At 60.6% G+C, this 13,122-nt stretch carries 12 protein-coding genes; 8 read left to right on the forward strand and 4 right to left on the reverse strand.

Annotated features, from left to right (window positions below):
* Positions 1 to 24: 24 nt before the first annotated feature.
* Entirely contained in the window at positions 25 to 522 is a 498-nt protein-coding gene (locus QRN61_RS12115) for a PAAR domain-containing protein (protein ID WP_096797239.1), read from the reverse strand.
* A gap of 701 nt (positions 523 to 1,223) precedes the next feature.
* Here QRN61_RS12115 and QRN61_RS12120 point away from each other — a divergent pair.
* Positions 1,224 to 1,583, forward strand: coding sequence for a DUF6124 family protein (locus tag QRN61_RS12120; RefSeq protein WP_096797238.1), 360 nt, complete (start codon positions 1,224 to 1,226; stop codon positions 1,581 to 1,583).
* 286 nt (positions 1,584 to 1,869) lie between these two features.
* Here QRN61_RS12120 and QRN61_RS12125 read toward each other — a convergent pair whose 3' ends face one another.
* The 3 genes from QRN61_RS12125 to gspI all read right to left on the reverse strand — a co-directional run bounded on the left by QRN61_RS12125 (position 1,870) and on the right by gspI (position 4,384).
* A complete protein-coding gene (locus tag QRN61_RS12125; RefSeq protein ID WP_096797237.1) occupies positions 1,870 to 2,439 on the reverse strand; it encodes a LemA family protein in 570 nt (189 codons plus the stop codon).
* Positions 2,440 to 2,442: 3 nt separating this feature from the next.
* Positions 2,443 to 3,546 (reverse strand): hypothetical protein, encoded by a 1,104-nt coding sequence (locus QRN61_RS12130; protein WP_096797236.1) that lies wholly within the window; start codon positions 3,544 to 3,546, stop codon positions 2,443 to 2,445.
* Between the two features lie 463 nt (positions 3,547 to 4,009).
* A complete protein-coding gene (gene gspI, locus QRN61_RS12135; protein WP_285373864.1) occupies positions 4,010 to 4,384 on the reverse strand; it encodes a type II secretion system minor pseudopilin GspI in 375 nt (124 codons plus the stop codon).
* 148 nt (positions 4,385 to 4,532) lie between these two features.
* Between gspI and gspG the strand changes: the two genes are divergently transcribed.
* The 7 genes from gspG (at position 4,533) to gspF (ending at position 12,967) form a co-directional block, all read left to right on the forward strand.
* A complete protein-coding gene (gspG, locus tag QRN61_RS12140) occupies positions 4,533 to 4,991 on the forward strand; it encodes a type II secretion system major pseudopilin GspG (protein WP_064587824.1) in 459 nt (152 codons plus the stop codon).
* Positions 4,992 to 4,999: 8 nt separating this feature from the next.
* Positions 5,000 to 5,953 (forward strand): type II secretion system minor pseudopilin GspK, encoded by a 954-nt coding sequence (gene gspK / locus QRN61_RS12145; RefSeq protein WP_285373865.1) that lies wholly within the window; start codon positions 5,000 to 5,002, stop codon positions 5,951 to 5,953.
* Positions 5,950 to 7,134 carry a type II secretion system protein GspL gene (gene gspL / locus QRN61_RS12150; protein ID WP_285373866.1) on the forward strand — a complete coding sequence of 395 codons (1,185 nt, stop codon included), beginning with the start codon at positions 5,950 to 5,952 and terminating at the stop codon, positions 7,132 to 7,134. Before gspK ends, gspL begins: the two co-directional genes overlap by 4 nt.
* Entirely contained in the window at positions 7,127 to 7,675 is a 549-nt protein-coding gene (gene gspM, locus QRN61_RS12155; RefSeq protein WP_285373867.1) for a type II secretion system protein GspM, read from the forward strand. Before gspL ends, gspM begins: the two co-directional genes overlap by 8 nt.
* Entirely contained in the window at positions 7,672 to 10,053 is a 2,382-nt protein-coding gene (gene gspD / locus QRN61_RS12160) for a type II secretion system secretin GspD (RefSeq protein ID WP_285373868.1), read from the forward strand. The genes gspM and gspD overlap by 4 nt, the downstream gene beginning before the upstream one ends.
* Positions 10,054 to 10,349: 296 nt before the next feature.
* The gene (gspE, locus tag QRN61_RS12165) at positions 10,350 to 11,756 is read left to right on the forward strand and encodes a type II secretion system ATPase GspE (RefSeq protein ID WP_285373869.1); all 1,407 of its coding nucleotides are present in this window, start codon (positions 10,350 to 10,352) and stop codon (positions 11,754 to 11,756) included.
* On the forward strand, positions 11,756 to 12,967 hold the full coding sequence (gspF, locus tag QRN61_RS12170; protein ID WP_027613651.1) for a type II secretion system inner membrane protein GspF: 1,212 nt from the start codon (positions 11,756 to 11,758) through the stop codon (positions 12,965 to 12,967). Before gspE ends, gspF begins: the two co-directional genes overlap by 1 nt.
* Positions 12,968 to 13,122: the final 155 nt, after the last annotated feature.

Raw genomic sequence — 13,122 nt, forward strand, 5'->3', positions numbered from 1 at the left:
CGTTATTTACTTTGACATCCATTTTCAATCCTCCAAAAACAGCTGGATCGTTTCGGCGAGGTGCGAGCTGATTACGTGCGTATACCCCATTGAATCGCTGACACCGTGCTCAATGCTGCCGTCAGCACGCTGAATGGCGTAGTCAAGATTAGCTAGCGGCTCCCCTGACTCGTCGTCAATAAGCCTGAACTTGTCGCTGAAGTGCACAGGCATCGACGTCAGACCGCTGAAAGGCGCTGATCCGACGGTATCGCCAATGATGACCGTGCCCGAGCCACCTACAACTACGTTGCCGTGGCCACCGGTACTGCCTTGAGTAGCGGCGTTCAGCCCGTTGATAAAAACCGTAGAGCTGACCGCTCCAGTGATCGGGCTACCACAGGCGGATTTATCGGTCATCCGAGCGGCGGGAAGACCGTCGAAATTGACATTGGGCGAGCCGCTGACAATTGGATTAGTGCCATGCCCCGGGAGCGGGCAATTGGTGGGATCTGTGACGCGGGCTGCAGGTTTGCCACTCACGGGAAGTTCCTTTTCAAAGATTCAGATGTCCTTGGCCTGATTGGATTAGAAATCGACATTCCGGCCACTGAGAAAGTACGTAGGGCGAGCGTTTGGGGGAGCTAGAAAATGCGCCCTGGGGGAGGAATGCGGAAATCTACCACCAATGTACTTTTGCTTCGCACAGAATGCCTGAGGCAAAAGTTGCGCTCAACATTTCTTACAATTTTTTGATTGACTGTTTGTGAGTGGCTTCTGTCGGGTTGCTCGCAATGCCTTTGCGCCCCGACTGGGTTTACGCTTTGTGCGCGGGAAAATTGCCGGTAATGGGCTAGATTTTTTAGTTGGGAGGTACCGCAGTAATGCCTCGATAAACGTCGGCGTTTAAAAAGACATCTCCAGACACTCTCCCAGGCTACACATCCTTGCGCCGTTGCCTACAGCTACGCCAGAATCCGCTGGCTTGTGCGCCTTTGGGGTGGGTTCTATTGTGGTTCGGTCGCTGACGAATCAGCGATCGGGTTTCGCAGCCCGGATCAATCAAGGCGCACAGCGCTCCCAATCGTTGCCATTTCTGGCAATGGTGCTTCATGGCGGCTGTGCGCGGGATACCTTCGGGTATGCCGGGTTCCTTGATTCCCGGTCTGCGAACCTGCGTACAGCTGCCACCTCCGTCGTTTCGCAGCGAACCGTGGCGGCTCCAGCAATCAAGGAGCTTCACCATGATCAAACCAACACCCAACCCTCCCGAAACCGCCTCGGTTTCCCCTTACGAATCCATCGACTCAAAAAAACTCCACGAAGCCGCCGATCGCGCGCTCGACCATTACCTCTGTCCGCCCGGTTCCACGCCGCCGCCACGTAAACACCGTGGGATGTATGCCGTGACGGCGGACAACAAAACCGAAGAACTGCTGGTCGATGCCAGTGAAACACTCGCTTCGGCCAAAACCCTCGCGCAGAACGTCGCCAGCTTGTTGCCGGTGTCGCAGCGTCATGCGCTGGCGGGGATTGCGCAGTTGATCATGCTCGGTGAGTTGGCGGTGAATCGGGCGTTGGATAATTTGCAGTTGCCGGGGTGATGCGGAGTAGGGCGGGCAGGGATGGTAATGACACATGCGCTGTTTCTGCTGCCTGATATTCCGCTATCGCCAGCAGGCTGGCTCCTACAGGGTTTTGGGTTGGTTTTGGATGTTGTGTTCGGCGCTGAAACCTGTGGGAGCGAGTCGGTTACTCCCCCGCGCCGTGTTCATCTTGTTTTCTGCTGCTTTCAGCATCGCGCTTGGAAAAATCAGCGGCGGATTTATTCAAGCAGGCAGGTGATCGACCATCACCCTCACGGGTGATGGATTCGACGCATGGCGCGGGTTAGAAATTCGGGGTGTAAGAAAAACCCTGCGAGGCCTCGGTATCGGAGAATGGCGTCACACGCGTTTTCTTGTTGAACAGGCCGTTGACGACCGAGCCAGGGAACATCTCGATGGTGTTGTTGAACAGTTCGACGTTGCGGTTGTAGATGGTGATGGCTGCGCCGACGTTTTCTTGTTGTTCGGCAATTTCACGCATCATGTTGTTCGCGGCTTCGGATGCTTTCAGGTCAGGGTAGGCCTCAAAAGCAATGCGCAAGCCACCCATCAGTTCCCGCGAGGCGGTTTCAACTTTCGTGAGGGCATTGCCGTCTGCTCCAGCAGGAAGGGCGTGGACCGCGCTGCGAAGGCCGGCGATTTTTTCGAGGAGGCTGGCTTCAAAGACCATGAAATCTGATAGCACCTTTTGCAACTGATCGAGAACTTTGGTCTTCTGGCGTTCGTAAACGAGGACGTCCGACCAGGCACGTTGTACTCGGTTGTGTCCCCCAATAATGCCGTTGTAGATGCTGAAGCCCGCGATGATTATGACTACAGCGATCACAGCGGAGAGGATGAGGGTAATGTCCATTGCTTACTTCTCTTGGCGGTTTGTTGGGAGCGAGGAGGTAAAGTTGTCATCGTGCAGCTCACTGAGTGCATGGCTCCAATGGAGCGCAGACATCAGGCGCGGCAGATCGACACCCGCAGATATTTCTGAGTAAAACCTTTTGGGTGAAGCCAGCGAATACTCAGTACCGAACGCGAATAGGTCGCTGCTCGCGAAGCTGAGGCAAAGCTTTCCACTTTCCCCGAACTCCAGGTTCGGACGATCGAGAATGTCGAATAGCTTCAGCAAGTGCAGCACCGTCGAAGGCTTGATAAATTTCGCACAGAGCATCTCGCTGAGTCCGGTCAAACGGAACGCTTTATTGAAATCCGGCGAAGCCGTATCCATGAGGTGCGAATAGTCGTTCTCTGACTGGTAATCAGATCTGACCGATATTCCGGTCACCCAAGGAAAGTCGATGACCAAACTGTACCGGTCATAGTGGTCATACACCACTCGAGTCTCCGTTTTGGTATTGCCCTTCTCGTCGGTAACCGTGGTGTTCACCTCTCGTTTGTTGACATAGTGCAGTTGGCGGTATGTGTAAGGGAGGTTGCGCATCGTGCCGGTAAATACACCCCGTATCGACTCGACCAACTCGCGGCTGTAGTCGCCCCGGCGATAATCACCAAATTCTGTGTCCAGTTTCTTGAGGGTCGTGGCCGAGTCTTCTCTCAGGAAGGTCAGTCCGTTGTGAAAGTAGGATGACAGTCGAGCAATTCTTTTACTGAGCGACGGCAACCGATCAGATGTGGTTTTCATCCATGCCAGACTCCAAACGGCAATCACGATGCCAAAAAAACCTGTGCCCATGCCGAACGAGTCGGGATCAACTTCCAACCGGTAAAAGAACAGAGCGACGCTATAGATGCTCCCAAGCCAATACAGAGCCACAGCGCTCGCAAGCAAGAGCAGGCCAGTGCCGAAAAACCACCATGCGCGTGTGCGATCGAATTCGAGCGGGCCATCGTAGGAGACGAACTGATGGATCACCTTCAATAAGTCTGTGTTGGACTTAGCCCTGTCAATACTGGCTTCGCTCATGCCCAGCAACTCATTTAATCTCGCGTTTTGCGTTGTGTTGGCCATGTCAGGTATCCATGGATTCAGGGATGCCTGGTGCCGGAGTAACGGCCCGGATTGAAAGTTTGACTCTATTCATAATCTGTCAGAAACAATGAAAAGGAGTGGACAATACCATTGTCATGCGCTGACTGCTTCCGGCCGATACCATCCTCTGGAAATGATCGGGCATTCGACAGGCAATCATCATTAAGGCATTGCGCATTGCAGGAAAAGTAAATCCGCCCCCGATTTTACGTCGGCCATTCTGGCGCCTTCGCGGGCAAGCCCGCTCCCACAGGGTTTTATGTTGGTCGAAGATGTTTTGTACGACGTTGGAGTCTGGGGGCGTTGGTTTGTTGGCGATGGCGATGGTGCATGCGCCCAATTCCGTTGCCTGAGATTTTTGTGTAGGAGCTGCCGGAGGCTGCGATCTTTTGATTTTGGTTCTAAAAGATCAACGTCAAAAGATCGCAGCCTTCGGCAGCTCCTACAGGGGGCGATTCAATAGGGTTTCCAGGCGGGCCAGGGGCGGGGCGTCTTGGTTGCGGTTGAAGACCTGGATGCCGACCTTGAGCAATCGGCCGTTTTCGGCTGTGGCGATGGCTTGTTCGCAGCGCAATAGCAGGCGTCCCTGATCACAATCAACGGCTTTCACACCGGTCGGCAATCGACCTTCCAGTTGCAGCTCGGCCATCCGGCTCTGCGCCGCAATCATCGCCACCGAACGATCCCGCAAAATCCCGCTGCTCTGCGTCATCAACCCCGCCACACGCACAGCTGCCGACATCGCCACAGCAATGATCGCCAGCGCCACTAGCACTTCAATCAGGGTGAATCCGCTTTCTCGGGAACGCGTCGGCATAACAGGCCCAAAACTCTAACTCAGCCCTCGACCCTAACCCGCGTCCTTGACGGCTTGACGACGAAAACTCCCGAGGATTTTCAACATCCCTGACATATCTTCTTGCAACACTGCGCGTCGAATCGAATCAAGCCAAGGGAATGTCGAGATGGATATCGCGCAGTTCAAACAGCCCAAGCGACCGAGCCGGATGCCCCGCGGGCAGCAGGGTTTTACCCTGATCGAGATCATGGTGGTGGTGGTTATTCTCGGGATTCTGGCGGCGATGGTGGTGCCCAAGGTGCTCGATCGGCCGGATCAGGCGCGGGCCACGGCGGCCAAGCAGGATATTGGCGGTTTGATGCAGGCGCTGAAGTTGTATCGTCTCGATCACGGCACTTATCCGAGCATGACTCAGGGTTTGAAAGTGCTGGTGGAGCGGCCGGCGGATGCGAAGAACAGTAACTGGCGTTCGTACCTGGAGCGTCTGCCGAATGACCCGTGGGGTCGTCCTTATCAGTACCTCAACCCCGGCGCGAATGGCGAGATCGATATCTTTTCCCTCGGTGCCGACGGTCAGCCTGACGGCGACGGCGTGAATGCCGATATCGGTTCCTGGCAGCTGTAAGGCCGGTGATGAACAGCCAATCGAACCAGCAGGGGATGGCGATCATCAGTGCGCTGTTGATCGCGGCGGTGGTCGCGGTGATTGCGGCGGGGATGTTGACGCGGCAGAGCGTTTCGACCCGTGCGCTGGAAGCGGATCAGCAGCGTGTGCAGGGGCGCTGGGTGTTGCACGGTGGTCTGGAGATCAGCCGGCAATTGCTCTGGGATGCGCGGCAGCGTGATCCGTTGACCCGGCTCGATCAGCCATGGGCGCAGCGCTTGAATGCGCAAGGCTTCGAGGGGCGGCTGGAGGATGAGCAGGGCAAGTTCAACCTGCGCAATCTGGTGGCCAACGAGCGTGTCGATGAAGCGCAGGTGCAGGCGTTTCAGCGGCTGTGCGAGTTGATCGGCATCAGTGCCGGGTTAAGTCAGCGCATCAGTCAGCGGGTGATTGGCTCTTATCCGTATCTGTTGAACCCGCAAATAGCCGAGAACACCACGAGCAAAAACGCCTTTGACAGTGGCCGCGCCACGTCGCCGAATGTTTCGCGCAAGCCACAGAATCCGAAGTTGCCGATGCTGCGCAGTGTCGATGATTTGCGCAGCGTCGAGGGCGTGAATGAGGCGGTCATCGGCAAACTGGCGCCGTACCTGACGGTGATCCCGGCCACCACTTGGCTCAATGGCAACACCGCCACTGCGCCGGTGTTGGCCGCGTATGTGCCGGGGTTGTCGCTGGAGCGGGCGCAGGCGCTGATCAATGAGCGTGACGCCGGGCGCTGGTTCATCAACCGTGGCGATTTCGTCAACCGCTTGCGCATGCCCACTCTGGAGCTGACCAGCGTCAAGGTCGGCATCACCAGTGACTGGTTTCGTCTGCGCGGCGAGGCGCGGCGTGATCAGCGTCGGGTCAGTCTCGATGCGTTGTTGCACCGCAGCGAGGATCGTCTGCCGCAAGTGATCTGGTCGCGGGTGGGCGTATGAGTCAGTTGCGTGTGAGTTTGCCGCCACTGGCGGGGTTGAGTCTCGACAGTGAAATGGACTGCGTGTGGCTGGACCGTCAGGGGCAGGTCATTCGTGAGCAGCGTCTGACCTTTACTCAACTGGGGCAGTCAGCGAAGCAGCCCCCGCTGAGCGTTTTTCTGCACCCGGCGGACAGCCTGCTGGCGAGCATCGACCTGCCGCCGTTGCCAGCGAACAAGACCGCAGCGGCGGTGCAATGCGCGGCACAGGCCTTGATGCTCGGCGACAGCAACGACATGCACATCGCTCACAGTTCGCGGGATGAAGCGGGGCAGGTGCAGATCGCCTGGGCGCCGCATCAGCGCTTGCAGCATCTGGGGCAATTGCTGAAGCAGGCCGGGCTGAATCTGCGCGGCTTGTATCCGGCGGCGTACAGCTTGCCGGTGCTGCCGGGCACGGTGGCCTGTCGGCAGGACGGCCATTTGTTGCTGCGCGAAAGCGTGCAGGTGGCGCGGGTGCAGCCGCTGTTCGACGACGAGATTGGCGATTGGCTGCTGAGCTGCGGCACGCCGCTGCACTGGATCGGCTCGGCAGCGCCGGCGGAAGCGCAATTGCCGATGGCCGAGGTGCAGCGCTGGACCGGGCCGTTGCCCGGTTGGGGCCTGCAGGGCGCGGTGCAACAGCAGCGCCGCGAGCATCGCGGTTGGGGCCGGGCGCTGGGGCTGTGCGCATTGGCGGTGGCGGTGTGGGTCATCGGCTTGAACCTGTATGCCGCCCGCGAAGCCAGTCAGGGCCAGCAGCTCAAGGCGCAGATGGCGCAACGGGTGAAGCAGGCGTTTCCCGAGTTGCCGGTGATCCTCAATCCGCTGCAGCAGGCGCGTCAGCAACTGGCGGCGCGGCAGAAGGGCGCGGCGGAGGATCCGGCGCAGCCGTTCAATCGGCTGGTGTTGCAGGCCGGCAGTGGCATGCCGTTCATGGCTGGCACAGTCGAGCGCCTGACGTTTGTCGATGGCAGCTTGCAGTTGAGTCTGCTGGCCGATGCCCGGCGCGGCGCCAATGACAGGGACAAGGATTGGCAAGCCGCATTAGCCCAGGTCGGGATCAGTGCGACGGCCGATGATGAAGGCTGGCTGCTGCGCCCGAGCGACGAAGTCAGCACTCCCGACGAAAGCGCTGACGACAACGGAGCAGAAGATGAATAAGGCATCGCTCGCGGTTTATCGCGCCCGTTGGCAGCGTTTCAGCGCTCAGTTGCAGGTGCGCTGGCAAGCGTTGACCCTGCGCGAAAAACGCATGGTAGGCGGCATGGCGGTGGTGCTGCTGTCGCTGTTGGTGTGGGTGGCATTGATCCAGCCGCCGCTGAAAAAAATCACTTATTGGCAAGCCGAAACGCCGAAGTTGCGCGCGCAGACCGAAGCGCTGGAAGTGCTGTTGCGCGAGGTCAGTGTGCGTCCGCAAGGGCAAAGTCTTGCGCAGTCTCTTGAACAGACGCTACAGGCCAGCGGCCTGGCCGGGCATTACCAATTGCAAGCCGGAGAGGCCGGCGCCTGGCAACTGACGTTCGACGCGGCGCCAGCCGATGCCGTGCTCGACTGGCTGTTGAGCACCCCGGCACAACTTTCTCTGCAAGTGGTCGAGGCCCGTCTGCAACGCGCCGACAACGCTTCGACCGAAGTCACTGCCGGCACATTGTCAGGCACCGTTCGCATGGATCAGGCGCTGGGCGCTAAGGAAGCTTCATGAAGGGGTCAGGATCCAAACCGGCACGTCTGGCGTTGCCGATGCTGCTGATGGCGTTGAGCGCGTGCAGCAACACCACCACGCCGCCGAACCAGCCGCCGTTGCTGGTGGACAGCGAACTCGGTCGGCCATTGGCCAACACCCAGCGCAGCGGTGATGCGCTGCTCGATCGGCAACGCGCCCAGGCACAAACCGCGCCGCAACCACGGCAGATGCACAACATCACCGAACGCGCACGCAGTGGCGGCGCCCCACGCGGCAGCGCACTGCCGAGCAATCCGCTGGGCGATCAACCGGTGACGCTGAATTTTGTCGATGCCGATATTCAAGCGGTGGTGCGCGCGTTGTCGCGTTCCACCGGCCAGCAGTTTCTGGTCGACCCTCGGGTCAAGGGCAGCCTGACGCTGGTCTCGGAAGGTCAGGTGCCGGCACGCCAGGCCTACGACATGCTGCTCGCGGCGTTGCGCATGCAGGGTTTCAGCGTGGTCGATGTCGGCGGTGTCGCGCAGGTGGTGCCGGAGGCTGACGCGAAACTGCTCGGCGGGCCGATCTACAGCCCGGACAAACCCGCCGGCAACGGGATGCTCACCCGCACCTTCCGCCTGCAATACGAAAACGCGGTGAACCTGATTCCGGTGTTGCGCCCGATCGTGTCGCCGAACAACCCGATCAATGCCTACCCCGGCAACAACACCATCGTGGTTACCGATTACGCCGAGAACCTCACGCGCGTCGCTCAGTTGATCCAGACCATCGACACCCCGAGCGCGATTGACACCGATGTGGTGCAGATCCAGAACGGCATCGCCGCCGACATCGCGCCGATGGTCGCCGATCTGCTCGACGCGCCGGGCAACGATCCGACGCAGAAAATCGCGGTGATCGGCGACCCGCGCTCCAACACCATCATCATCCGCGCTGGCAGCCCCGAGCGCACCGAGCTGGCGCGCAACCTGATCTACAAACTCGACAACGCGCAGAGCAATCCAAGCAACCTGCACGTGGTTTATCTGCGTAACGCGCAAGCGGCGAAACTGGCGCAGGCCCTGCGCGGGCTGCTGACTGGCGAGAGCGACAGCGGCACCAGCGACAGTGCGCGCTCGGTGCTCAGTGCCATGGGCAGCAATGGCAACAACAATGGCGGTTCGAGCGCGCAGAGCGGCACGCAAACCAGCGGCAACACCTCGACCACGTCGAGCACCGGCAGCACCGGCGGCAGTTACGCGCAGGGCAGCAGTTCGACCGGCAGCGGCGGCAGTCAGGCCAGTGAGCAGAACGTCGCGTTCAGCGCGGGCGGGGTGACGATTCAGGCTGACGCCACCACCAACACCTTGCTGATTTCCGCGCCGGAGCCGTTGTATCGCAACCTGCGCGAGGTGATCGACCTGCTCGACCAGCGCCGCGCGCAAGTGGTGATCGAGAGCCTGATTGTTGAGGTCGGCGAGGACGATGCCAGCGAATTCGGTGTGCAGTGGCAGACCGGCAATCTCGGCGGTAAAGGTGTGATCGGCGGGGCGAATCTTGGCGGGTCGGGGATCAACCTCAACGGCAAGACCAGTCTCGATGTGCTGCCGCAGGGCTTGAACCTCGGTTACGTCAACGGCACGGTGGACATCCCCGGCATCGGCAAGATCCTCGACCTGAAAGTGCTGGCCCGGGCGCTGAAGAGCAAGGGCGGCACCAACGTGCTGTCGACGCCGAACCTGCTGACGCTGGACAACGAAGCGGCGAGTATTTTTGTCGGCCAGACCATTCCGTTTGTCAGCGGCAGCTACGTTACTGGTGGCGGCGGGACCAGCAACAACCCGTTCCAGACCGTGACCCGTGAAGAGGTGGGTTTGAAGCTCAACGTGCGGCCGCAGATTTCCGAGGGCGGCACGGTCAAGCTCGATATCTATCAGGAGGTCAGCAGCATCGACGAACGTGCGTCGGCCAGCGCGACGTCGGCGGGGATCGTGACCAACAAACGTGCGATTGATACCAGCATCCTGCTCGACGACGGGCAGATCATGGTCCTCGGCGGCTTGCTGCAGGACGGCTACAGCCAGAGCAATGAAGCGGTACCGTGGCTGGGGACGTTGCCGGGGATCGGCGCGCTGTTTCGCAACGAACGCCGGGCGATCACCAAGACCAATCTGATGGTGTTCCTGCGCCCGTACATCATCCGCGACAGCGAAGCGGGGCGCAGCATCACCCTCAACCGCTACGACTTCATGCGCCGCGCCCAGGGCGGGCTGCAACCGGAACGCAGCTGGGCGATGCCGGACATGCAGGCGCCGCAGTTGCCAACGGCGGCGCAGGGGGTGCCTAGCCCAGTTCCTGCTTCGGGCCCCCGCGCGGCTATCAAAGCGGTGCCGATCGAAGGGAGTACACGCTTTTGAATCCGACCCTCAATCTGAGAAGTAAACCTGTGGTGAGGGGATTTATCCCCGATGGGCAGCGAAGCGGCCCCAAAACCTATGCACGCGGTCAGTCAGGTGGATTCGGATGTCAGGTTTCGGGGCTGCTGCGCAACCCATCGGGGATAAATCCCCTCACCACAAGAATTCCCCTCACCATAGAGAGCCGGGGCGACGCTGGACCTGTAGGAGCTGCCGAAGGCTGCGATCTTTTGATCTTTAAAAGCAAAAGATCGCAGCCTGCGGCAGCTCCTACACGGGATGGGGGGAGGGTGTAGATGAGTTCACTGCCCTACGCCTGGGCCAAGGCCCAGCGCATTCTGTTGTGCGACGGCGTGCTGACCGTGTGCCCATCGACCCCCGGCTGGTCGATCAGCGAGGTACGCCGGCAGTTCGGTGAAACGTCGCTCAAGCGCGTGCGCGACGACGAACTCGATGGCCTGCTCGCCACGGCCTACGCCGACACCGGCAGCGCCGCCGCTGTGGTCGGCGCAGCAGAAAACGAAGTCGACCTCGACCGACTGATGCAGGACATGCCGGAAATCACCGACCTGCTTGACACCCAGGACGGTGCGCCGGTGATCCGCATGATCAATGCTTTGCTGACCCAAGCTGCACGCGATGAGGCCAGCGACATTCATATCGAACCGTTCGAAACCCATTCGGTGGTGCGCTACCGGGTCGATGGCACGCTGCGTGATGTGGTCTCGCCGCGCAAGGCGCTGCACGGTGCGCTGGTGTCGCGGATCAAGATCATGGCCCAACTCGACATCGCCGAAAAACGCCTGCCGCAGGACGGTCGTATCGCGCTGCGCGTGGCCGGGCGGCCGATCGATATTCGCGTGTCGACCGTGCCCACCGGGCATGGCGAGCGGGTGGTGATGCGTTTGCTCGACAAACAGGCCGGGCGTCTGCACCTGGAAACCCTCGGCATGGACGCGCAGGTGCTGGCCAAACTCGATCACCTGATCCGCCAGCCCCACGGCATCGTACTGGTCACCGGCCCCACCGGCAGCGGCAAGACCACCAGCCTCTATGCGGCGCTGGCGCGACTGGATGCCAGCACCAGCAACATCCTCACCGTCGAAGACCCGGTGGAATACGACCTGCCGGGGATCAGCCAGATTCAGGTCAACGCCAAGATCGACATGACCTTCGCCCTGGCATTGCGGGCGATCCTGCGGCAAGACCCGGACATCATCATGATCGGCGAAATCCGCGATCTGGAAACCGCTCAAATCGCCGTGCAGGCCTCGCTCACCGGGCATCTGGTGCTGGCGACGCTGCACACCAACGATGCGGTGTCGGCGGTCAACCGCTTGATCGACATGGGTGTCGAGCCGTTTCTGCTCGCTTCGTCGATGCTCGGCGTTCTGGCCCAGCGGCTGGTGCGGCGCCTTTGCAAAGAGTGCAAACAGGAAGATTCAGCAGCGCCGGGCACCTGGCGCCCGGTGGGCTGCGCCGCCTGCAATCACACCGGCTACAGCGGTCGCACCGGCATTCACGAATTGTTCTGCATCGACGACGACATCCGCACCCTGATTCACCAGGGGGCAGGCGAGCAGGCCTTGCGTGCGGCAGCGGCGAAGGCCGGGATGTTCAGCCTGCGCGAGGACGGCGAGCGCTGGATTCGCAGCGGTGCCACCGCCCCTGAAGAAATCCTCCGTGTGACCCGGGACGCCTGATGAATCGCTATCGTTTTGAAGCCGCCGACGCCACTGGCAAGATCGAGTCCGGGCACCTGGAGGCGGACAGCCAGGGCGCGGCGTTCGGCGTGTTGCGCAGCCGTGGTTTGACCGCGTTGTCGGTGCACAAGGAAAGCAACGTCGCCCAGCATGGCGGCGGTGGCTTGTTCAGTGCGCGTATGTCGGACAACGATCTGGCCTGGGCCACCCGCCAACTGGCGAGCCTGCTCGGTGCCAGCCTGCCGTTGGAAGCGGCACTCAGCGCAACGGTGGAGCAGGCCGAGAAAAAACACATCGCCCACACCCTCAGTGCGGTGCGCGCCGATGTGCGCAGCGGCATGCGTCTGGCCGAGTCGCTGGCGGCGCGACCACGGGATTTTCCGGAGATCTACCGCGCGTTGATCGCTGCGGGCGAGGAGTCCGGCGATCTGGCGCAGGTGATGGAGCGGCTGGCGGATTACATCGAGGAGCGCAACAACCTGCGCGGCAAGATCCTCACCGCGTTTATCTACCCCGGTGTGGTCGGGCTGGTGTCGATCGGCATTGTGATTTTCCTGCTCAGTTACGTGGTGCCGCAGGTGGTCAGTGCGTTTTCCCAGGCGCGGCAGGACTTGCCGGGGCTGACCTTGGCGATGCTCACCGCCAGTGATTTCATTCGGGCGTGGGGCTGGTTGTGTGCGGCGATCATGGCAGGGGCGTTCTGGAGCTGGCGCCTGTATCTGCGCAATCCGGCGGCGCGTTTGAGTTGGCATCATCGGGTGCTGAAATTGCCGCTGATCGGGCGTTTCGTGTTGGGCCTGAACACTGCGCGATTCGCCTCGACCCTGGCGATTCTCGGCGGTGCCGGGGTGCCGTTGTTGCGCGCGCTGGAGGCGGCGCGGCAGACGCTATCCAATGATCGGCTCAGCCTGAGTGTCAGCGACGCCACGGCCAAGGTTCGCGAAGGGGTGAACCTTGCGGCGGCGCTGCGGGTGGAGAACGTGTTTCCGCCGGTGCTGATTCACCTGATCGCCAGCGGCGAGAAAACCGGCGCACTGCCGCCGATGCTCGAACGTGCGGCGCAAACGCTGTCCCGCGATATCGAACGGCGGGCGATGGGCATGACCGCGTTGCTCGAACCGCTGATGATTGTGGTGATGGGCGGGGTGGTGCTGGTGATTGTGATGGCGGTGTTGTTGCCGATCATTGAGATCAACCAGTTGGTGCAGTAGGTGATTTTTCGGGTGTCTGGTCTGGCGTCATCGCGAGCAGGCTCACTCCTACAGGTGTAATGCATTTCAATTTGTAGGAGTGAGCCTGCTCGCGATGACGCCGGCCGAAACAGCAAAAAATTCAAATATTTTCCCTTCAGCCTGATACTCACCCG

Source organism: Pseudomonas sp. lyk4-TYG-107 (genome assembly GCF_030209055.1).
In the GTDB taxonomy this organism is placed as follows: domain Bacteria; phylum Pseudomonadota; class Gammaproteobacteria; order Pseudomonadales; family Pseudomonadaceae; genus Aquipseudomonas; species Aquipseudomonas putida_A.